Annotated in this window: 14 protein-coding genes and 1 riboswitch; of the genes, 7 read left to right on the top strand and 7 right to left on the bottom strand. The window is 65.8% G+C overall.

All coding sequences use genetic code 11. The annotated features are described in order from the left end of the window. The first annotated feature begins 70 nt into the window (after positions 1 to 70). The 4 genes from HH308_RS07780 (at position 71) to HH308_RS07765 (ending at position 5,843) form a co-directional block, all read left to right on the top strand. On the top strand, positions 71 to 544 hold the full coding sequence (locus HH308_RS07780) for an SAM-dependent methyltransferase (protein WP_170193616.1): 474 nt from the start codon (positions 71 to 73) through the stop codon (positions 542 to 544). Between the two features lie 64 nt (positions 545 to 608). Then, positions 609 to 2,612, top strand: a complete 2,004-nt coding sequence (locus HH308_RS07775) for a helix-turn-helix domain-containing protein (protein ID WP_170193615.1) — start codon at positions 609 to 611, stop codon at positions 2,610 to 2,612. A 149-nt stretch (positions 2,613 to 2,761) separates the two neighbouring features. After that, complete coding sequence (locus tag HH308_RS07770) at positions 2,762 to 4,924, top strand: DUF6351 family protein (RefSeq protein WP_170193614.1); 2,163 nt, start codon at positions 2,762 to 2,764, stop codon at positions 4,922 to 4,924. 67 nt (positions 4,925 to 4,991) lie between these two features. Next, positions 4,992 to 5,843, top strand: coding sequence for an enoyl-CoA hydratase/isomerase family protein (locus HH308_RS07765; protein ID WP_170193613.1), 852 nt, complete (start codon positions 4,992 to 4,994; stop codon positions 5,841 to 5,843). Between the two features lie 664 nt (positions 5,844 to 6,507). Here HH308_RS07765 and HH308_RS07760 read toward each other — a convergent pair. Continuing rightward, entirely contained in the window at positions 6,508 to 7,500 is a 993-nt protein-coding gene (locus HH308_RS07760) for an esterase/lipase family protein (protein WP_170193612.1), read from the bottom strand. Between the two features lie 200 nt (positions 7,501 to 7,700). On the opposite strand from HH308_RS07760, the gene HH308_RS07755 reads away from it, so the two are divergent. After that, positions 7,701 to 8,270 (top strand): TetR/AcrR family transcriptional regulator, encoded by a 570-nt coding sequence (locus tag HH308_RS07755; protein ID WP_170193697.1) that lies wholly within the window; start codon positions 7,701 to 7,703, stop codon positions 8,268 to 8,270. Between the two features lie 14 nt (positions 8,271 to 8,284). Here the strand turns inward: HH308_RS07755 and HH308_RS07750 are convergent, their stop codons facing one another. Next, a complete protein-coding gene (locus HH308_RS07750; protein WP_170193611.1) occupies positions 8,285 to 9,484 on the bottom strand; it encodes a PucR family transcriptional regulator in 1,200 nt (399 codons plus the stop codon). 113 nt (positions 9,485 to 9,597) lie between these two features. Here HH308_RS07750 and HH308_RS07745 point away from each other — a divergent pair, with 113 nt between their 5' ends. Further along, complete coding sequence (locus HH308_RS07745; protein ID WP_170193610.1) at positions 9,598 to 11,088, top strand: flavin-containing monooxygenase; 1,491 nt, start codon at positions 9,598 to 9,600, stop codon at positions 11,086 to 11,088. A 192-nt stretch (positions 11,089 to 11,280) separates the two neighbouring features. Next, positions 11,281 to 11,482, top strand: a riboswitch (cobalamin riboswitch). A 148-nt stretch (positions 11,483 to 11,630) separates the two neighbouring features. Then, positions 11,631 to 13,907, top strand: coding sequence for a 5-methyltetrahydropteroyltriglutamate--homocysteine S-methyltransferase (metE, locus tag HH308_RS07740; protein WP_170193609.1), 2,277 nt, complete (start codon positions 11,631 to 11,633; stop codon positions 13,905 to 13,907). Between the two features lie 924 nt (positions 13,908 to 14,831). On the opposite strand, the gene nicT is transcribed toward metE, so the two are convergent. From nicT to prpD, 5 genes are all read right to left on the bottom strand, one after another. Then, positions 14,832 to 15,962 carry a Nickel transporter NicT gene (gene nicT / locus HH308_RS07735; protein ID WP_170193608.1) on the bottom strand — a complete coding sequence of 377 codons (1,131 nt, stop codon included), beginning with the start codon at positions 15,960 to 15,962 and terminating at the stop codon, positions 14,832 to 14,834. Positions 15,963 to 16,097: 135 nt separating this feature from the next. Next, positions 16,098 to 19,595, bottom strand: a complete 3,498-nt coding sequence (locus tag HH308_RS07730; RefSeq protein ID WP_170193696.1) for a pyruvate carboxylase — start codon at positions 19,593 to 19,595, stop codon at positions 16,098 to 16,100. Positions 19,596 to 19,597: 2 nt separating this feature from the next. After that, positions 19,598 to 20,731, bottom strand: coding sequence for a bifunctional 2-methylcitrate synthase/citrate synthase (locus HH308_RS07725; RefSeq protein ID WP_170193607.1), 1,134 nt, complete (start codon positions 20,729 to 20,731; stop codon positions 19,598 to 19,600). After that, positions 20,728 to 21,684: a methylisocitrate lyase gene (prpB, locus tag HH308_RS07720; protein WP_170193606.1), complete on the bottom strand. Its 957-nt coding sequence runs from the start codon at positions 21,682 to 21,684 to the stop codon at positions 20,728 to 20,730. Before prpB ends, HH308_RS07725 begins: the two co-directional genes overlap by 4 nt. Next, a complete protein-coding gene (prpD, locus tag HH308_RS07715; RefSeq protein ID WP_170193605.1) occupies positions 21,684 to 23,216 on the bottom strand; it encodes a 2-methylcitrate dehydratase PrpD in 1,533 nt (510 codons plus the stop codon). Before prpD ends, prpB begins: the two co-directional genes overlap by 1 nt. Positions 23,217 to 23,231 lie beyond the last annotated feature (15 nt).

Here is a 23,231-nt window from a genome sequence, read left to right as displayed (position 1 = left end):
GTCGCCGCGGTTCGTCGAAACGCGGACGCGACCAGTCACTCGGCGAGGGGCTGCGTGGCAGACTGTGACCGTGGACATCACTCTCCGGCCGGTCGGCTACGTGCGAAGTTCCCGCCACGACGCCGTCGACGACGATTGGGATTCCGAGACGGCCTCGATCGTCCTCGACGCGGACGTGTTCACCCCCGGAGCTCTCGCCGAGCTGGATACTTTCAGCCACATCGAGGTGATCTACCACTTCAACCGGGTTCCATCGGAGAAGATCGAGTTCGGGGCACGCCACCCGCGTGGCAATCCCGAGTGGCCGCGAGCGGGCATCTTCGCCCAGCGGGGCAAGAATCGCCCCAATCTTCTGGGCCTCACCGTCTGTGCGGTCGTCGGCGTCGACGGGCTCACCGTCGACGTGACCGGACTCGATGCGATCGACGGAACCCCGGTCTTGGACATCAAGCCCTACCTGCGTGAATTCGCGCCACGAGGCACGACACGGCAGCCCGCATGGTCCACCGAGCTGATGAGCGAATACTGGTCGTCGGCGGACTGAACGTGCGGCCGACTCCAGTCCCCGCCGGTCGGACCGTGATACCGCGACCGGAAACCGCGCAGCGGTGATCGTCGGAACGTCCGGACAGGACGAGTTGCACCGGTTGCTGTCGGCTTTCGGTGGGTTGGGCACCGTCCGGCGATGCCTGATCGCAGTGGACGGCAGTGCCGGACCGCAACTGCTCGGCACGGCAGGGGTTGCGATTTCCGCCGAGGCGATGATCGCCGCGGCGGCGTCGACCGCGGGTCGCCTCTGGATGGACGTCGGGTGGCTAGCACCGATCGTCGTCGACGGGGAACGTGTGGGGGCGGTGCTCGTGGACTGCGCCGACGCCGACAACACCCGGCAGACGTCGGCGGCCCTCGCCGACGCGGCGGCGAGCGTGATCAGGCATGCGGTGGCGGAGTTGGACCATGTCAAGGCGCTGCGCGCCCTCGTCGACGTGGCAAAACAGCTGCATGCCGCTGAGGTCGACGCCGAGCGGGTGTTGGAGTTCATCGTCGAGCAGGCTCACGAGCTCGTGGGCGCCGACGCGACATGGCTCGCACTCGCCGACGTCGAGCACAACGTGTCGCGGCCAGTCGCGGTCCGCGGCGCGCGCACACCGGGGCTGCTGGCGCTGCGCGTCGAACTCGGTCAGGGAGTCAACCAGATGACTCTGGCAGCTGGCGATGTCGTCCTCATTTCGGACGAAAACCACACGGACCCAAGGCTTCCCGCACATGCACGGGATGTGTTGAGCGACGAGGGCATCGTATCGCTGGTGGGAGCCGCGCTGGTGCACCACGACGATGTGATCGGCAATCTGTTGGTCGGCTTCCGCCGGAACACGGCACTGCCACAGGATGTGAAGTATCTGTTGGGTGCATTGAGCAGCCAGGCCGCGCTCACCATCGCCAACTCCCGGCTCTATGAGTCGCTGCGCGCACAGAATGATCTTCTGCGACGCCATTCCGAACTCAGTGCACTGTTGACCGAATCATCGCTGGCGGGCGGAGATCAGCACACCATCGCCACCGACCTCGCGCGAGCGCTCGGCAGCGATGTGATCGTCGAACGGTGTGACGAGCCCGCAAGCGTATGGCGGTATTCGGCATCGGAGTCGGCACCGCGTGCGGCCGTCACCGACACCCCGGACACGAGTGCGCGCGCGGACATCCGCGTCGGCGGAGAGCGCGTCGGCTGGCTGTATTTGGCGCGAGCCGAGCCGCACACCGATTTCGACATGGCGGCACTCACCATCGGGGCCGCTGCGATAGCTCTGGAACTGACCAAGCAGCGTGCGGCGATGGAGGCCGAATGGCGGGTCAGCGGCGAGTTGCTCGAGGAACTGCTCCGGGCCGGCGGCCGGTATTCCGAGAGCGTGCAGCGGCGGGCTCGGCAGGCCGGATTCGACGTCACCGCGCGGTCGGTCGTCGCGGTCGTCGAGGCACGGCCCGGTGCCGACCCGGCCGCCGCGTGGGCGCTGTTTCGAGCGGCCGGCACCGCTGCGGGGATACTGGTCGGCACCCGCGGCGAGCGAATCCTTGTCGCGCTGCCGCACGATCGTGACCCTCGTGGATGGCTTCAACAACTCGTCGACCGCGCTCGGTCGAAGGAGATAGCGCTGGTCGCCGGGCTGAGTGAGTCCCACGCCGATCTCGGACACGCACTGACCGAGGCGATGGCAGCGGTCAAGTTGGCTGCCGAGGGCAATCAATCGGCGATCGTCGTGGACGCGGCGGCGTTGGGTCCCCTACGCATCCTGCTCGATGCCGCCGACACGTCGCAGATGGTCGACCTGGTGCGACGCACTCTCGGTCCATTGGCCGATTACGACCGTCGGCGACACAGCGACCTCCTGGCGACGCTGCGCGCATTTCTCGATGCCGGCGGAAACCATCCGCTGACCGCCGAGCGCAGCAATGTCCATCTCAACACCGTCAAATACCGTCTCGGTCGGGCCGCCGAGGTTCTCGACCGCCAATTCGCCGATCCGGCAACACGATTCGAATTCTCGCTCGCGTTCGCGGTGTGCGACGTGCTCGACGATCTCGGTATTTCTCCCTGGGCGTTCAGCGACGACTGACGCAGCTCCGTCGGAAGTGTTGGCCCACTAGGCCATAGTCGTGGTCGAAATCTAGTCCTGACCGGACATGGCTGGGCAGGTCGTCGCGGGGCATCGTATGTCTCAGACAAGGGCGACCAAGTCTCCCGCCGGATCGAAAGGACTCTCCCATGATGCTCACCACACGACGAATGCCGGCGCCACTGGAAGCGGCCTGCGCGACGGTGACGCTGCGCGTGCTGTCCGCACAGGCCGGGTTCGTCACTGGAGGTACCGCGTTGATCGAGGTGTCACCGACCGAGCCGGCGACCGATCTGCGGCTCACTCTCAACGGCGCCGACGCGACAGCACAACTCGCGCCCGCGGCAGCCGACGGTACCCGTCGAGGCGTGCTGCGCGGCTTCGTCGTCGGCGAGAATCGGCTCGTCGCCGAGTCCGACGGCGGGCAGGCCGTGCTCGTCGTGACCGACTACCCGACCGAGGGGCCACTCTTCAGTGGGCCGCACCTGCAGCCGTGGTCGGTCACCACCGAGGCCAACGGACTGGGACCTGCCACCGACGAGTACGGAAACGCGCCCTCGCACATCGACTATCACTACCTGAGCAGCCGGACGGAGTCATTCGAGACATACGACCTGGGGAATCCGCCGCGACCGGACGAGATCGCCACGACGACCACCGACACCGGTCACACCGTTCCCTACGTGGTACGCAGGGAGATCGGGGCCGCCAACCGCGGAATCTTCGAGCTGGCGGTCCTCTGTGACCCCGACCGCCCGTGGTCGGCGGTGAGCCCGCAACCGGGGTGGAATCACAAACTCTGGATCTACGCCTACGGCGGCTGGAACCAGATGTGGTCGCAGAGTTCGTTCAATGAGCTGGCACGCTACACGTCGGTCGACGACACGAATGCGCCCGCGCCGAATATCAACGTGTTCAACGACATCGGATTGCGGCGCGGCTTCATGGTGGCTCGCACCACCCTCATGCAGTCACGGACCAATTCCGACCCGATCCGCGCCGCGGAGTCGCTGGTCATGCTCAAAGAGCACATCATCAAGAACTACGGCACCATCCGGTACACGTTCGCATCGGGCGCGTCGGGCGGTTCGATCATGCAGCAGATGATCGCCAACCAGTACCCCGGGATCCTGCAGGGCATCATCCCGATGTCCAGCCTGCATTCGACCTGGTATCTGCCCGGTCTGCTCAACGAATGTCGACTCCTCGAACGCTATTTCACCCAGGTCTCACCGACGTTGTGGCGCGACGCATCGCAGCGGTTGGCCGTCGACGGCCACCGCTCCGAGGAGGTCCGCGACTTCTTCAACACGGTCTTCGACACGCACGCGGTCGGCGGAAACACTCCGACGCGGGGAACCGGCCTCCCGGACGAGGTCGTCTACCACCCGATCGACAATCCTGGCGGCGCCCGCGGGACCCTGCAGGACTATCAGGTCAACTACCTCGGCCGACGCCCGGAAAGTCAGTGGACAGCATCCGAACGCGAAGCCGGGCGAGGATTCGCACACCTCCCGTGGGACAACACCGGCACGCAATACGGCCTGCGGGCGATGCTCGACAACGCGATCACGGTTGAACAGTTCGTCGATCTCAACGAGCACATCGGCGGCGTCGACATCGACAACGCGATCACCGCGACCCGCACCGAGGCGGACCCCCAAGCGATGGCCCGTCTACACCGCACCGGGCTGGTGAACGACTTCACCAACCTGGACACCGTCGCCATTCTCGACCTGCGCAACCCGGAGTTCGAGGACCCGATCCGCAGCCACACGCAGTTTCACACATGGGTCACGCGTGCGGGCCTGACCGATGCGCACGGACATGCCGACAACCACGTCGCATGGATCGTCCCCGGATTCGCAACCGGTTCCACGCCCACCGACGCGGCCTTCTCGGCCATGGATCGCTGGCTCGCCGCCGTCGAAGGCGATACCGACACGCGGCCACTCGCCGAGAAGATTGCGGTCAACAGACCAGCCGACGTCGTCGACGGGATCTGGAGCCTCGACGGGCACCGGACCGGCGACCTGGACGATTACAACCGGCGTTTCCCGTCATATGGCGACGCGACGCTGGTCGCGGCCTGCGGCGACCTCAGCGCCTATCGCACACCGAAACCGCAACTGAAACCACTGGATCGCGCCGACTACGGGGACGTCGAATTCACCGACGCACAGTGGGAACGAATGCGGCGCACCTTCCCGAACGGCGTCGCCGACTGGAGCAAGGCGGGAATCGGCGCAACCGCCGCGGTGCCGTGGCTGACGTATCGGCACGGACCCGACGCAGACTCGCTGTTCGATTAATGCGCAGAGCCGCAATCCATCCCACAACCATCGCCGACGCCGCTACAAGACAAAGGATCTATGAATCATGGCTGAAATCTATCGCACCCATCTCGCTGACTACGCCGAGCAATTCGGCTCCTTCCTGCGGTTTCGCCGGGAAGACGGGATTCTCGAAGCACGATTGCACACCGACGACGGACCGCTGCGCTGGAACCTCGAGGTGCATCGCGGCCTCATTCCGGCGATGGCCGCAATCAATGACGATCCGGAAAACGAATGCATGATATTGACCGGAACCGGGGACACATTCCTGGCCGAATTCGATCGCCCGAGCTGGGAAACACACGGCTTCAACGGGAAGTTCGGCGCCTATCAAGGCTACGACATCTTCTACCGCGACCAGACCCGCGAGCCGTTCGCACTGCTGAACCTGCAGATTCCGGTCATCGCCGCCATCAATGGCCCGTCTATCGTGCACGCCGAACTCGGCCTGCTCAACGACATCGTGCTGGCATCGGAGAACACGCATTTCTACGAAGGACATTGGGACGGATTGGGAATAGTGCCCGGTGACGGTGTGCACACGCTTTTCCGTGAGCTCCTCGGCCCCAACCGCGGACGCTACTTCCTCCTCACCGGCCAACGGCTGAGCGCTCGTCAAGCGCTCGACCTCGGCCTGGTCGGAGAGGTACTCCCCCAAGACCAATTGCTCGACCGCGCCTGGGAATTGGCCCGCTCGGTATTCATGAGCAAGAACCGTATCCAGCGCAGACTCACCCGCTCACTGCTCATCCAGCCATGGCGAGAGCTGTTCGTCAAAGAATTGCCCTCGGGAATGGCTCACGAAAGTCTCGGCTGCTACGACTACTGGCCGATGTCCGACGAGCCCGGCTACGACATCAGCACCCTGATCAAACGCGAACCCAGTACACCGTAGTCACGTCCGCGTGAGGGCACTGACGCTGGGCCGAGCGTTGGCGAACGCCACCCACCCCGCGGGTTGAGCCGGGCGAACGCCACCTAATCCGCTGGTTGAGCCGCGAGGAGCGCTAGCGACGAGCGTGTCGAAACCCCTGTACCACAATGCATTTGATGCTAGCGCACGTGTCGAACTGTGATGGTATCGACCATTGAAGCGTGTGCACCAAAAGGGTGCACACGCGTCACTTGCCGGGTGTCATCGCCGATGTTGGCGCGCATCATCGAAAGTCGTTGTGGCTGAGAGGTTTCGACACGGACTCGGCTAGCGCTACTTCGACTCGGCTAGCGCCTCGCTCAGCACGGCGCTCGTCCGGCTCAACCAGCGGAGCGGGTGCCATCGGTGGAACCAGGTTGAGCCGGGTGAACGCCACCCAATCCGCTGGTTGAGCCGGGCCGAAGCGCTAGCGAAGGCCCGTGTCGAAACCCCGCAAGCCGACGACGCCAACGCACCAAACACCCAGCGACAGTGGGCAACTCGTCTCGCCAGGGTTTCGACACGGGCGCGGCGAGCTGCGCTCGTCGGGCCCGGCTCAACCAGCGGAGTGGCTGGCCGTCGCTGCGCTCGTCGGGCCCGGCTGAACCAGCGGAGTGGGCGCTTCGTCAACCAGCGGCTAACCACCTTACGACCGCGCGTACGGACGCAGCGGTGGTTCGCGATCGACCATCGTCGGCGCCGTCCAAGTGGTGGTGAATCCAGAAGCGTACAGCTCAGCGATCGCGCCCGGCGCGGCTTGTGGGTCGACCCCCACGCCGAAGCGTTCACCGCAGACCCGCTTGTCGATGGCAGCGGGTCGAACATGCCCCGGCGCGGAAAGCGCACGAACGACGATCGCCGCCGCCACAGCGTCGAACGGAGCCATACCGTGCGTGACGATGCGGCCCGGGCATACATCCTGGATCAAGATATTCCCGCCGGTATTGCCGGGAATGAAGTAATTCTCGCCCGTCTGAAGTGGCCTGATCAGCTCGTCGGATGTGCTGCCGATAGCGGTGTAGACCGGCCCGGTCGGCACGGGCGCACGATTGAGCGCTTTGATGAATGCCGACCCGGGCTGGAATTGCCACAGAGCGGGAGCACATTTGCCGAGTACGCAATTGAAGTTTCCGGCGAGGGTCCCTTGGTTGGCGCCTTCGAGCGTGATCAGCCGATCGGTGCGAGCCCGGACGTCGGGCCACCAACGGTTGGCCCATCGAATGAGCGGGCCCCCTTGGCTGTAACCGACGACCGACACCTGCTTTCCCGTGCGGGCCGAGATGCTGCGCACCGCCGCGACCACGTACTCCGCGTTCGTCTGGATGTCTCCCATTTCTCTGTCGGGAATATTGACCATGCACCAATCGAAGCCCTCATGAGAGAGCGTCTTCGCGAGTCCCTGCCCGTAATGGGTCGGGCCGTCACCCGCAGTACCGTGCACGAGCAGAACGGTCTGGCGGCTCGGATGAGCCGCGGGCGGACAGGTCAACGCGGCGCGCAGGCTTGCGGCCGGAACATCGAGCTCGGGCCCTTGCACTGGCTGGGCCCCTCCCGAACCTGCGCCCAGCACCGCGGACCCGCATGCGAGGACTACCCCCATCAGCGCTCCGGCAAGGCGTTGTATTCCACGTTCAGACATCACTTCTCCCTAGCGGTGCTCGTTGACAGCAGTCCGTCAGTCGCCGACCGACGCACCACGACGTCGCGCCGCCAGTGTGAGGTACATCACTGAGGTTCGGACTGGGACGAGCATACTTCCGAACCAAATGGTTCGGCAAGAGGCCCGAGGAACCTGTGAGCATGCCGCCCGACCCAGGTCGGCTGATCTACGATGGGCCGATGCGGCAGGCCGGGGTCGAGACGATGTCCAGAATTCTCAGCGCCGCCAAGACCGAGTTCGCCCAGTACGGCCTGGCGGGTACGCGCATCAATCGGATCGCCGCCAACGCGCGGGCCAGTAAGGATCGCCTCTACTCCTACTTCGAGAGCAAAGAGGATCTCTATGCCGAGGTGCTGCGCAAATGGATGACGACGACGGCTGAGACGACCGCGTTGGCCGAAGACGACGTCCTCGGCTACGTCGCACGGCTGTTCGACGACTACGTCGCCAATCCCGAGAACGCGCGGCTTCAGCAGTGGGCCCAACTCGAGATCACCGAATCACTCGATCCGGGCGATCCTCGGATCGTCGCCGCCCGGCACGCGGTCGGCAAGATACGTGCCGCTCAATCAGCCGGGTACGTCGACCCGTCGTGGGACGCCGCGGAACTGCTGTCGATGCTCACCAATATCGCCCGCGTTCTCGCCCTCCCCGAGCGTCATCCCTACCTCGCGGGTGGCGGCCGCCCCACAGCCGAGCGCCGACAAGCCGCATTGGAAGCCGCGCGACGACTCACCGAGACCCGATAGCCCGCACGGACGATTCATTCTCGCCAGTACATCGCCTCCAATGCCGCGGCAACCGCAATCGCGTTGTGCTCCAACGGAACCGGCAGCAGTTCCGTCGCACGCGCCACTCGTCGTACGACGGTGTTGCGGTGCGTGTACAGCCGGGCCGCCGTCGTCGTCGAGTTGCACCGTTCGACGAACCACACCCGAAGGCATTCGCGCAGTTCAGGATCCGCCGCGGCGAGCTCGCCGAGGGTCTGCGCGACGAAGCCGTCGACCACCTCCCGGTCCTCGCTCATCGCGCCGATCAGCGCGAGGTCGTCGTAGCGCACCACCGTCCTCGACGACCCCAGACGCACCGCCGTCCGATCCGCGGTGAGCGCCTGGAAGTGGCTGCGCCGAAACCCTTCTCGCCCCCGGCCGGACTGTCCGACGGCGATCCGGACGCCGTCGGCGAAGATGCCCGCGGCGTCGAACGTCGACGTCGGAAACCACACCCACAGTCGATCGGCTCCGGCCAGGACGGTGAGCCGCGCGGTGATTCCGTTCGCCGTCATCAGCGAATCGCACAGTGCCTCGAGCTTGTTCATCGACGCCCCGACGCCGGTGAGCACGACGGCGGTCTGCGGACCCGACAATCGGTAGTGCAGCTGCGACTCCGCGCGCGCCTGCTGGATCGGCGCGCCCTCCAGGATCAGTGCCACCGCCGCCCGGCGCTCCGCGTGCGTGTCACCGGCCAATTGTGCTCGGGCGACGTCGATTTGGTCGGCGATCGCTCGCACCGTGTCGTCGATGAACGTGGTGATCGACCTCGACGTCAGATCGAGCACCTCGCGCAGCAGCTCGGCGTCGTCGCACACGGTGAAGCAGATCTCCATCCATCGACGCCACGCCGTCGCCTCGGCGGTGCGAAACGCGTCGAGCATGCCGGCGTCGAGGCCGCGGCGAACCATTTCACGCACCATGGCGGCGCCGTCGTCGACGACGCGAACCGGCACCCGCGCTCCCGGCGCCGCGAAGTTGTGACTGACCCAATGCTCCAGATTGGCCTCGTTGGCGGCCAGCAGCGCTTCGATGAGCACTGCGTCGTCGGCGATCTCGTCGAGTCGGACGCCGCGCAGCGCCGAAGCGTTGTACTCGGTGATCCAGTCTTCGGGTGGATCGGCCACCCGAATCAACGCTGATCGGATGACCTCGACCGCGGCTGGCGAGGGCAGTTCCCACTCGGATTCCATTGGTCGATTATGAACCTCACGACCAGCGATCCTGGTTCAAATCGCCATTGCTCAACTGCTGCGACGACACGCACCATTGAAGTCAGAACAACGACAACGCACCAGGAGCAGCCATGCCAGACACCACCACCGATGTCTTCGACGTCGTCATCCTCGGCGCCGGCATCTCCGGCATCGGCGCCGCCCACTACCTGCGCACCGAGCATCCGGAGAAGTCGTTCACCATCCTCGAGTCGCGCGAGACCATCGGCGGCACCTGGGACCTGTTCCGCTACCCCGGCATTCGCTCCGACTCCGACCTGCACACCTTCGGCTACGAGTTCAAGCCCTGGCGCGACAAGCAGGCGATCGCCGACGCTCCGCGCATCCTCGACTATCTGAATGAGGCGGTCGCCGACGACGACCTCGCCGGCCACATCCGATTCCAGCGCCGGGCGATCGCCGCGGACTGGTCGACGTCGGAGCAGTTGTGGTCGATCACGGTGCGCCACAACGACTCTGACGTCGTCGAGACCGTCAAGACGCGGTGGATCTTCGCCGGCACCGGCTACTACGACTACGACGAGGGGTTCACCCCGCATTTCGAGGGCCGCGAGCGGTTCACCGGCCAGATCATTCACCCGCAGCATTGGCCCGAAGATCTCGACTACCGGGGCAAGAAGGTCGTCGTCATCGGCAGTGGGGCAACGGCCGTCACGCTGGTCCCGTCGATGGCGGCCGACGCCGCGCACGTCACGATGTTGCAGCGCACCCCCACCTACATCCTGCCGCTGCCCCGCGAGGACGCCATCGCGAACACCCTCAAGCGCACCTTCGGCGACAAACGCGGATTCGCGATGGCCCGGCAGAAGAACATCCTGCAGCAGAAGGCCCTCTACAAGCTCTGCCAGCGATTCCCGGATCAGGCACGCAAGGTCATCCGCAGCACCAACGCACGGCTGCTGCCCGACGCATTCGACGTCGACACCCACTTCAACCCGCCGGACAACCCGTGGGACCAGCGACTGTGCGTGGTCCCCGACGGGGATCTGTTCCGTACCCTGCGCCACGGCCAGGCGTCGATCGCCACCGGGCATATCAAGACCTTCACCGAGACCGGCGTCGAGCTCACCGACGGCACCGTCCTCGACGCCGACATCATCATCACCGCAACCGGTTTGAACCTGCAGCTGTTCGGTGGCATGGCGATCAGCACCGACGGCGAGGCCGTCGATCTGTCGAAGTCGGTCGCCTACCGCGGCGCGATGCTGTCCGGAGTGCCGAACTTCCTGCTCGCCATCGGCTACACCAACTCGTCGTGGACGCTGAAGATCGGTCTCCTCTGCGAATACTTCTGCCGAATCCTGACCCACATGGACGAGCGCGGCTACACCTCGGTGCAGCCGGTGCCGGACCCGTCGATGGAGACACTTCCCCTGCTCAACTTCGGGGCGGGGTATGTGAAACGGTCCCTCGACTCGCTGCCCAAACAGGGCACCATGGCCCCATGGCAGATGACGATGAGCGTCTCCGCCGACGTCAAGCAACTGCGCAAGGGCGAAGTCGACGACCGGTTCCTGCGCTACCAGCGAGCGTCGGTGCCCGCGGCGAACGCGGCTCGATAGACGATTTCAGCCCGATACGCGCAAACCGGTCCCCCTGGGCGTCGCAGCTGCTCCCCCACAGCATCTGCTCGGCCCGCGGGGACCGGTTTTGCGTTTACCTGCGCCCTGCCCCGACATCGACGCGAGCAACCGGCACCGATAGACTCGCCTGTGCAATCGGTTTGTTCCCGCATCGGGCATAAGGAGCCCCTCCCCGACACCGGGAACATCGACGCTGGTGCACCGCATCAGCACAAGAGGGAATCCGGTGTGAATCCGGAACTGTCCCGCAGCGGTATGTCGAAACGACCGCCGTCATGAGCACTGGGCCACGGCCTGGGAAGCGACGGCCAGTAGGCGCACGCATTTGTGCCCGTCGACGAGTCCGAATACCTGCCGGTTGTACCGGGCACGCCGTGCCCGGTGGCTCACCGCCTCGTGGACCGGGCGACGTCGAATCGGCAATATTCGTGGTGCTCATATGCGGTGCCACACCGGGGCCGTCTCGACTCTCCCGCGATGGGCGGTGATCCGTCCGATTACCTTGCAGGAGTACAACTCTCATGTCTGATCCACAGACGTTCACCACCACCGTCCTGGGCACGGCCCGGATTGGCCGCAACCGCGAGCTCAAGCGAGCCACCGAGTCCTACTGGGCGGGTCGCATCGACGCCGCCGCACTGCACGACGTCGCCGCCACCATCCGCCGCGACACCACCGCCGATCTGATCGCCGCCGGACTGGATTCCATCCCGGTCAACACCTTCTCCTACTACGACCAGATGCTCGACACCGCGGTCCTGCTGGGCGCGCTCCCGCCGCGCTACGACGACATCGCCGACGACCTCGACCGCTACTTCGCGGCCGCACGCGGCAACGCCGACGTGACGCCGATGGAGATGACCAAGTGGTTCGATACCAACTACCACTATCTGGTCCCCGAGATCGGTCCCGAGACCACCTTCGCCCTGCACCCGGAGAAGGTGCTCGCCGAATTGGCCGAGGCCGTCGCGCAGGGTGCGCCGGCACGTCCCGTCGTCATCGGTCCGATCACCTTCCTGGCACTGGCGAAGGCGGTCGACGGCGGCGCTGCTCCGCTGGGGCAGCTCGACGAGCTGGTCGGCGTGTACGAGGAACTTCTCGCGCGGCTCGCCGACGCCGGAGCCGACTGGGTGCAGATCGACGAACCCGTGCTCGTCACCGACTTCGCCGAGGGATTGCCCGGCCTCGCGGCCTCGGTGTACCAGCGGCTCGGTGAACTTTCCGCGCGCCCGAAGATCTTGGTGGCGACCTACTTCGGCGACGCGGGAGCGTCGCTGGCCGCACTCGCCGGCACCCCGGTCGAGGGTATTGCGGTCGATCTGGTCCGTGGCTCGGTCGAGTCGGTCGCCGCAGTTCCCGCACTGGCCCGCAAACTCGTGGTCGCCGGAATCGTGAACGGCCGCAACGTGTGGCGCACCGATCTCGACGCCGCGCTCGCCACGCTGGGGACCGTGCTGGGATCCGTCGGCTCGCTCGCCGTGTCGACGTCCTGCTCGACTCTCCACGTACCGTACGCGCTGACTGCCGAAGAGGGCATCGACGACAACCTGCGGGGCTGGCTCGCCTTCGCCGATGAGAAGTTCACCGAGGTCGCCACCCTCGCAGCGGCGCTGCGGGACGGGCGCGAAGCCGTCGCCGATCGGTTCGAGGCGTCGGCGGCGGCATTGGCGACGCGCGCCGACGATCCACGGCTGAACAACACCTCGGTGCGCGAGCGGCTGACCGCGATCACGACCGCGGACATCACGCGCGGCGACGCGGCACAGCGCGCAGCCGAGCAGCGGGCACGCCTGGATCTGCCCGAACTGCCGACGACGACCATCGGGTCGTACCCGCAGACGGGCGACATCCGCAAAGCCCGCGCCGACCTGCGCGCCGGCCGGATCGATGACGCGCAGTACCTCACGCAGATGCGCCAGGAGATCGCCGACGTCATCGCACTGCAAGAGAAGATCGGCCTCGATGTGCTCGTGCACGGTGAGCCCGAGCGCAACGACATGGTGCAGTACTTCGCCGAACAGCTCGACGGATTCCTCTCCACCCAGAACGCCTGGGTGCAGTCGTACGGCTCGCGCTGCGTGCGCCCGCCAATCCTGTTCGGCGATGTGGTGCGCACCGCGCCGATGACCGTCGACTGGATCACCTACGCCCAATCGCTCACCGACAAGCCCGTCAAAGGCATGCTGACCGGTCCAGTGACCATCCTGGCGTGGTCGTTCGTCCGCGACGATCAGCCGCGTTCGGCCTCGGCCTTCCAGATCGCGCTGGCGATCCGTGACGAGACCGTCGACCTGGAGCAGGCCGGCATCGGCATCATCCAGGTCGACGAGCCCGCGCTGCGTGAACTGCTTCCGTTGCGCGACGCCGACAAGGCCGCGTACTTGAAGTGGGCGGTCGACGCGTTCCGGCTGTCGACGTCGGGGGTCGACGACGGGACGCAGGTCCACACCCACCTGTGCTATTCGGAATTCGGTGAGGTCATCGGTGCGATCGCCGAACTCGACGCCGACGTGACGTCCATCGAGGCGGCCCGATCGGCGATGGAGGTGCTCGACGACCTCAACGCGATCGGCTTCTCCAACGGTGTGGGGCCAGGCGTCTACGACATCCACTCCCCGCGGGTGCCCTCCACGGACGAGATCGTCGAATCGCTGCGTGCTGCTCTCAAGGCAGTGCCGGCTCAACGTCTCTGGGTCAACCCGGACTGCGGCCTGAAGACCCGGGGTACCGCCGAGACTGTGGCATCGCTCAACAATCTGGTCGCCGCGGCGCGGTCGGCGCGCGAATCGCTCGGCTGAGCGAGCGCTGCTCTGCTGCCGGTTGAGCGAGCGCAGCGAGTCGCTCTGCCGGTTAAGCGAGCGCAGCGAGTCGCTCTGCCGGTTAAGCGAGCGCAGCGAGTCGCTCTGCCGGTTGAGCCTTGATCCGCCGATGGTGGGCCCTCTCCGCTGGTTGAGCCGCGAGGAGCGCTAGCGACGAGCGTGTCGAAACCCCTGTACCACAATGCATTTGATGGCAGCGCACTTGTCGAACTGCGATGGAATCGAACATCGAGGCTGTGCACCCATAGGGTGCACACGCGACACTTGCCGGGTGACATCGCGACATTGGCGCGGACCGTCGAAAGTCGTTGTGGCTGAGAGGTTTCGACACGGACTCGGCTAGCGCTACTTCGACTCGGCTAGCGCCTCGCTCAGCACGGCGCTCGTCCGGCTCAACCAGCGAGATGAGTTCTCCATCGGTGGATCCAGGTTAAGCGAGCGCAGCGCTCCCCTCTGCCGGTCGAGCGAGCGCAGCGCTCCCCTCTGCTGGTTGAGCGAGCGCAGCGAGTCGAAACCACAGTCCCACAACAGATTTCGGTATGTCGACGGCGAGTCCGGCAGTATGACATGAGAACTGTCGAGTGCACCGCCTGGGTGCACGACGCAGATGATCACGACACGCCGGACTCCGGCGGGAGGATCGTGCGAAATCGATTGGGTCACAGTGGTTTCGACTCGGCTACGCCTCGCTCAACCAGCGGGGCGGGGTCGGGCCGGTATCGACTCACACGCTCGCAACCAGCGGGGTCGGACGGGCCGGGTATCGACTCACACGCTCGCAACCAGCGGGGCGGGGTCGGGCAGGTATCGACTCACACGCTCGCAACCAGCGGCGTCGGGCCGACGTCGACTCGGCTGTGCCTCGCTCAACCGATCGGGCGCCGCTCGACGGTGACCGAAGGGTTACCGGGGCGGAGTCCACCGCTGTTCGATGTTGCCGAATCGCCAGATCGCCACGGCAAGAGTCCATGCCACGACGAACAGACCCACGATCACGTAACCCGCGTAGTCGAGGTTCGTGTCGGCGACGGCTGCCAGCGGGCCCGAGGTGATGTCGAGCCGGTCGGCGAGGACTCCGATCAGTTCGATGGTGCCGATGACGAGCGCGACGGCCACCGAGATCGACGTGATGGTCATGTTGTAGAAGATCTTGCGGACGGGTGTCACGAACGCCCAGCCGTACGCGTAGTTCATCAATACACCGTCGGTGGTATCCATCAGGCACATCCCGGCGGCGAAGAGGATCGGCAGCACCAGTACCGCGTAGAAGGGCAGGTTGAATGCCGCGGCTCCCCCGGCCAGAACCAGCAGCCCCACCTCGGTGGCGGTGTCGAAGCCGAGACCGAAGAGCACCCCGATGGGATAGATATGCCACGGCTTGGTCACCGACTTGGTGAGTCCACCGAGGAACCGGTTCATGAATCCCCGTGAGTCGAGCTGCTTTTCGAGTTCGTGTTCGTCGTAGCGGCCGCGGCGGAGTTCACGGAAGACGCGGATGATGCCCAGCAGCGCGATCAGATTCACGATTCCGATGACCCACAGAAACACTCCGGACACCGACGGACCGATGAGACCGGTGACGGTATGCAGGGCCGAATCATCGTTCTCGACGGGCCCGACGAGCGCTCGAACGCCGAAGGCGAGTAGCACCGACAGGGCGAACACGATCGTCGAATGTCCGAGCGAGAACCAGAATCCGACCGACAACGGCTTGCGGTCGATGTGGTTGTCGAGGTTGTCGGCGATCAGTTTGCGCGTCGTGTTGTCCACGGCGGCGATGTGGTCGGCGTCGAATGCGTGACGCAGCCCGAAGGTGTAGGCGAGCAATCCGACGCTGACGGTGAACACCGGGTGATCCCCGCCGAGGTGAAAGTGCTGTGGCGCGACAGCCAGGAGAAGCACACCGAACCCGACGACGTGGAGCAGGACGATGAATCCGGTCATTCCCGCGAGTGACATCTTGTCTGCTCCCGAGAGGCTCGCCCGGAATTGCCGCAGCGGGTGTGATCGGTCGGGTGTGGCCGCAGTGGTCATCGAACTCCCTGGAGACAATCGATCTGTGGTGATCGCCGGACGTCGGGGACAAGTCTGTCGCGTTCGGAGCATAACCGCAGCGCGAACCGCCCCGGACGGCGAGATCTCCGTCCGGGGCGCTCTGGTGGGTCGTCGCTAGCCGAACTCGACGATCAGATCACCGCCGTCGACTTGCGCCGACTTTCCCAAGGGCAGCGTCGCGATCACACCCGAACGCGGCGCCGTGATGGTCGACTCCATCTTCATCGCTTCGATGGTGCCTACCGGATCTCCCGCGGCGACGTCGTCGCCGACTTCAACCGAGAGCACCACTACGCCGCCGAACGGTGCGCCGAGATGAGTCGGATCGTCGGGGTCGGCGCGTCGTACCTTCTCTGCCGTGACGTCGAACGACCTGTCACGCACCGCGACCGGACGCAACTGGCCGTTGAGCTTGCACATGACGGTGCGGATTCCGCGTTCGTCGGCATCGCTGATCGCTTCCAGACCGATGAGCAGGTCGACGCCGGGTTCCAGGGGGACCCGTTCTTCTCGTCCGGACCGCAAGCCGTAGAGGAACAGGTTCGCCGACAGCACCGACGTGTCACCGTACAGTCGGCGATGTTCTGCCAGCTCGGCGGTCGGTCCGGGGAACAGCAGCCGATTGAGTGCATCCCGTCGCCCAGCGCCGGACTGCCCAAGTGCCTCCCGATCGGCCGCGGTCAGATCCGTCGGCGGCACCGCCGGCGCCCGGCCGCGCAGCACCTCGGTCCGCAGCGGCTCCACCCATCCGCCTGCCGGCTCACCGAGCTCGCCGCGGAAGAAGCCGATGACCGAGTCGGGAATGTCGAACGACGACGGGTTGGCTGCGAACTCATCCGCACTGGCACCTTTCGCGACCAGCGTCAGCGCCAGATCGCCGACGACCTTCGACGACGGCGTGACCTTGATCAACCTGCCCAGGATTCGGTCCGCGCCCGCGTACGCGTCTTCGACCCGCTCGAACTGGTCGGCCAGCCCCAGCGATGCGGCCTGCTGGTACAGGTTGGACAACTGCCCACCGGGAATCTCGTGCCGGTAGACGCGACCGGTCGGAGACCCGTGACCGGACTCGAACGGTGCGTACACCTTGCGCAACAATTCCCAGTAGGGCTCGAGAGCGCACACCGCATCGAGGTCCAGCCCGGTGTCCTTCTCGGTACCGGCCAGCGCGGCGACGATCGCGGAGAGCGCTGGCTGACTGGTCGATCCGGCCAGCGGTGCACTGGCGCCGTCCACGGCGTCGACACCTGCCTGCACGGCGGCCAAATACGTCGCGACCTGTCCGCCCGCGGTGTCGTGGGTGTGCAGGTGCACCGGCAGGTCGAAATTCGACCGAAGCGCGGTGACGAGCGTCGACGCCGCCGCCGGTCGCAACAGCCCCGCCATGTCCTTGATCGCGAGGACGTGCGCACCCGCGTCGACGATCTGCTCGGCCAGTCGCAGGTAGTAGTCGAGCGTGTACAAATCCTCGGCGGGATTCGACAGGTCACCGGTGTACGACATCGCCACCTCGGCGACGGCACTGCCCTGTGCCACCACCGCGTCGATCGCCGGTCGCATGGCGTCGACGCTGTTGAGCGCATCGAAGATGCGGAACACGTCGACGCCGGTTCGGGTCGCCTCGGCGATGAACGCGTCGGTGACCTCGGTCGGATACGGCGTGTATCCCACAGTGTTCTTGCCGCGCAACAACATCTGCAGGCAGATATTCGGAATCGCCTCGCGCAGCTTCTCCAGTCGTTCCCACGGATCCTCGTGACAGAACCGCAGCGCCACGTCGAATGTCGCACCACCCCAGCATTCGACCGACCACAGCTGCGGGGTCATCGACGCCACGTACGGAGCAACGGCCGTCAGACCGCTGGTGCGGACTCGGGTTGCCAACAGCGACTGGTGAGCATCGCGAAACGTGGTATCGGTGACGCCGACCGCCGATTGCGAACGCAGTTGAGCCGCAAACGCTTTGGGCCCCAGTCGCAACAGGTCGTCGCGGCTGCCCGGGCTCGGTTCACTCAACTGCAGTCCGGTCAGCTTCTCCCGGGGACGCACCACACGATCGGGCAGGCCGTGCGGTCGGTTCACCGTGACGTCGGCGAGGTAGTTGAGCATCCTGGTGGCGCGGTCCGACGATACGTGTGCATCGAGGAGTTCGGGGTGATCGGCGATGAAGCTCGTCGTGACCCCACCCGAGTTGAACTCCGGGTGCGCCAGCAACGCCTGCAGAAAGCCGACATTGGTGGCGACACCACGAATCCTGAACTCCGCCAACGCTCGTCGGGCACGCGCGAACGCCGCGCCATGGTGACGCCCGCGGCAGGTGACTTTCACCAACATCGAATCGAAGAAGCCGGTCACCTCGGCGCCGAGGTTGGTGCCGCCGTCGAGGCGGACACCCGCGCCACCCGGCGCACGGTAGGCGGTGATGCGCCCGGTGTCCGGGCGGAAATCGTCGGCGGGATCCTCGGTGGTGACCCGGCACTGAACAGCGCTGCCCCGCAGCGTGATCGAGTCCTGGCTGATGCCGAGCTCGGCCAGCGTGGCACCGGCCGCGATCCGCAGTTGAGCGGCGACGAGATCGATGTCGGTGACCTCCTCGGTCACCGTGTGCTCCACCTGAATCCGTGGATTCATCTCGATGAACACGTACCGCCCGGTGACATCTCCCGTCGCTCCGCTCGCCCCGGTGACATCTCCCGTCGCTCCGCTCGCCCCGGTGACATCTCCCGTCGCTCCGCTCGCCCCGGTGACATCTCCCGTCGCTCCGCTCGCCCCGTCCGGACCGAGGAGGAACTCGACGGTACCCGCACCGCAGTAGCCGATCGACCGAGCGAAGGCGACGGCGTCGGCGCACATCGAATCACGCAGCGCCGGATCGAGATTCGGCGCCGGAGCGATCTCCACGACCTTCTGATGGCGGCGCTGCACGCTGCAATCACGCTCGTACAGGTGCACCACGTCGCCGGACTGATCGGCGAGAATCTGCACCTCGATGTGCCTCGGCGAGGTCACCGCCTGTTCGATGAATACCGTGCCGTCGCCGAATGCCGACGCCGCTTCGCGCGATGCGGCTTCCAACGCGGCACGCAACTGCGCCGGGTCGTCGACCAGCCGCATCCCGCGGCCGCCGCCGCCCGCGACCGCTTTGACGAACAGCGGGTAATGCATGCCCTCGGCGGCCGCGATCAATGCGTCGATGTCGGTGCCGGGATCGGTCGAGGCCAGCACCGGGACACCGGCCGCGCTCGCCGCCGCGATGGCCCTCGACTTGTTGCCGGTCAGTTCCAGTACAGACGCCGGCGGGCCGACGAACGTCAGACCGGCGTCGGCGCACGCCCGCGCCAGATCCGGGTTCTCCGAAAGAAATCCGTAGCCCGGATATATCGCGTCCGCACCGGCGCGGCGCGCCACGTCGATGATCGCCGGGATGTCGAGATACGCCCGTACCGGATGTCCGGGTTCGCCGATCTGATATGCCTCGTCGGCCGAATTGCGATGCAACGCATTGCGATCCTCGTACGGGTACACCGCAACCGTCGACAGGCCCAGCTCGTAACACGCACGGAAGGCGCGCACCGCGATTTCGGATCGGTTGGCGACGAGCACCTTCCGCATGGTCATGCCCCCAATGCCCGTTGCGGCTGACCGTCGTACGCCGAGAGCGGACGGATCAGCGCGTTGTGCGCGGTCTGCTCGATGATGTGCGCGGTCCACCCGGTGATCCGGGCCATGACGAAGATCGGTGTGAAGGATCCGATGTCGAAGCCCATCAGGTGATATGCGGGACCGGTCGGAAAGTCCAGATTCGGCTTGATCCCGGTCCGCTTGACCATCTCGTCCTCCAACTCGCGATAGATGCCGAGCCATTTGCGTTCACCGAAATGTTCGGATACCTCGACGAGCGCCTCGTACATCGTCGGCACCCGGGAGTCCCCGTTCTTGTACACGCGGTGGCCGAAGCCCATCACTTTGTCCTTGGCGGTCAGCTTGGCGTCGAGCCAGTCACGAGCACGCTCGGGACGATCGATGTCGATCATGTCGTGCATGACAGCCTCGTTGGCGCCCCCGTGCAGCGAACCCTTCAGGGCACCGATCGCGGCAGTGACGGCGCTGTAGATGTCGGACTGGGTCGACGTGACCACGCGCGCGGCGAATGTCGAGGCGTTGAAACTGTGCTCGGCGTAGAGGGTCATCGACTTCTCGAATGCCTTGACGATCACCGGATCCGGGATCTCGCCGAAACACATGTTGAGGAAGTTCTCCGCGTACCCGAGGCCGTGATGCGGCTTGATCGGATCCAGGCCGCGCCGGCGGCGCATGTCGGCGGCGACGATCGTCGGCAGGACGGCGAACATGCGAAGCGCTTTGTCCAGGTTGGCTTCCGCGGAAGGCACGTCCTCGTCGGGGTCCTCGGCTCCCAAGTAGCTGATCAGGGTCCGTACGACGTCCATCGGGTGGCAGTTGTCGGGAATCCGGGCCAGTACCGATTCGCCGTTGCGATCCAGGCGCCGACTCGCCCGCTCCCGCTGGGTGAAGAGCTGAAGTTGCCCCGGGGTAGGCAACTCGCCGTACCACAGGAGATACGCCACTTCCTCGAAGCTGCGATGTGCGGCCAGGTCTTGGACCGCGTAGCCGCGGTAGGTGAGCGAGTTGGTCTCCGGGACCACCTTCGAGATCGCCGTGGTGTCGACGACGACACCGGCCAGTCCCTTGTAGATGGTCGGGGTTGGTTTCGTTTCGGCGGTGGTCATCGGTCCGCGCTCCCTGCGGTTGAGTGTGACGGAATCGTGAAATTGAATGTGGCGGTGTCGAACTGGTTGTATTCGGAGTAGCGCAGCAATTCGTAGAGCCGTGACCGATGCTGCATCCGATCGAGAAGTTCTTCTTGCGTGCCCGCTGACGCGATCTGCCTCAATCCGTCTTCGACGGCCCCCATCGCGATGCGAAGAGTGGTCACCGGATAGATCACGGCGTTGTAGCCGACGTCGGAGAGCTGGGCGGCGGTGAGCAGTTCGGACTTGCCGAACTCGGTCATATTCGCCAGCAACGGCACATCGACGGCGCTGCGGAACTTCTCGAATTCGGCCAGATCCGTCAGTGCCTCGGTGAAGATCAGATCTGCTCCGGCGTCCGCATACGCTTTGGCTCGGTCGATCGCCGCATCCAACCCCTCGATGGCTCGGGCGTCGGTCCGGGCGCAGATGACGAAGTTCTCGTCCCGCCGCGCCGCCACGGCCGCCCTCAGACGTTTGATCATGTCGGCCGCGGGGACCACCGCCTTGCCGTCGAGGTGACCGCAACGCTTCGGGTTGACCTGGTCTTCCAGGTGACAGCCCGCCAGGCCGGCGTCTTCGAGTGCGGCGACGGTGCGCGCGGCACTCATCGGCTCGCCGAAGCCGGTGTCGGCGTCGATCAAGGTGGGTAGCGCGCCGGCCCGGGCGATTTGCCCGCCACGCGAAGCGACCTCGGTCAGTGTGGTCAATCCGATGTCGGGCAGTCCCAGGTCGGCGGCGAGGACGGCCCCGGACACGTACACACCCTCGAATCCGAGGTCGGCGATCAGTTTCGCGACCAACGGGGAGAACGCTCCCGGCCAGCGCTGCAAGGTGCCCGACGCCAGGCCGGCCCGCAACGCCCGCCGCTTGTCGGCGTCGCTGACCGCGGAGGAGAACAGGTCGGTGGCGAAATCCTCAGTGTCGCTCATCAGAAGATGCCCTCGCCGATAACCGGCGCGGCGTCGAGCACCGACTGCTCGACGGCGATGTTCAGCGCGTCGAGTTCTCCGGCGGGGATGTCGGCGAGTCCGGCCGCGACGTCGAGGAAACGTCGCTGTTCACCCGTGCCGATCACGCCGTCGGCGAGCCCGGTGAACTTCGCGACGTACTGATCGCGCGCAAAGGGCCGGGCCCCCAGGGGGTGCGCGTCGGCGACGGCGAGTTCGTCGACGATCTCGCTGCCGTCTTTCATCGTGATCACGGCGCGCGCGCCGAACGCCTTCTCGTTCGGATCCTCCGAGTGGTAACGGCGAGTCCACTCGGGATCCTCGACGGTGGAGATCTTGTTCCACAGCGCGACGGTGTCCGGGCGGGAAGCACGCTCCGGCGCATACGATTTCACGTGGTCCCAGGACCCGTCCTGCAGCGCGACGGCGAAGATGTACATCACCGAATGGTCCAGGGTCTCCCGGCTGGCCGTCGGATCGAACTTCTGGGGATCGTTGGAGCCGGTGCCGATCACCACGTGGGTGTGATTCGAGGTGTGCAGCACGATCGATTCGATGTCGTCGATGTGGGGAATGTGCGCACGCATCCGCCGAGCGAGGTCGATCGGAGCCTGGCTCTGGTACTCGGCCGAGTGCTCTTTGGTGTAGCTCTCCAGGATCGCGCGTTTGGGCTCGCCGAGCCCGGGCAGCGGCACGGTGTATTCACCGTCGGGGCCGTCGAGCAGCCAGGCGATGACACCGTCCTCCCCCTCCCAGATCGGCGCCGGGGAGCCCTCACCGCGCATCGCCCGATCGACGGCCTCGATGGCGACCTTGCCCGCATACGCCGGGGCGAACGCCTTCCAGCTGGAGATCTGCCCCTTGCGGGACTGCCGGGTGGACGTCGTCAGATGCAATGCCTGCCCGACGGCCTGGTAGATGGTCTGATCGTCGAGTCCGAGCATAGTTCCGAGGCCGGCGGCGACCGACGGGCCGAGATGGGCGACATGGTCGATCTTGTGCTTGTGCAGGGAGATTCCACGCACGAGGTCGATCTGGACCTCATAGGCGGTGGCGAGCCCGCGGATCAGATCCCTGCCGCTGACACCCTTGTGCTGCGCGACGGCGACGAGGGGCGGGATGTTGTCGCCGGGATGCGAGTACTCGGCGGCGAGGAAGGTGTCGTGGAAATCGAGCTCGCGGACCGCGACTCCGTTGGCCCATGCCGCCCACTCCGGCGAGAAACTACCGGGAACGCCGAAGACCTGTGCACCCCGACGATCTCCCGTCGCTTCGCTCGCCCCGGTTTGGGCGGGATGCGCCAGGGCCTGTGAACGCGCGGTGGTCACCGGTCGCCGGATGACCGACGCGGCGCTCACCGAAGCGTTGTCGATGACGCGGTTGATGATCATCTCGGTGGTGTCCGCGGGCACGTCGACGGGGTCGACGGCGAGCTGAGCGATCTTGTACGCAAGATGCTCGGACTGGGGGAAGTCGTCGGCGCTGCGGCGGGTTCGTACGGTGTGATTGATCATGTTTGCACCGTACGC

Source organism: Gordonia asplenii, from assembly GCF_012933505.1.
Lineage (GTDB): Bacteria > Actinomycetota > Actinomycetes > Mycobacteriales > Mycobacteriaceae > Gordonia > Gordonia asplenii.
This window is presented reverse-complemented; position numbering and strand designations above follow the sequence as displayed.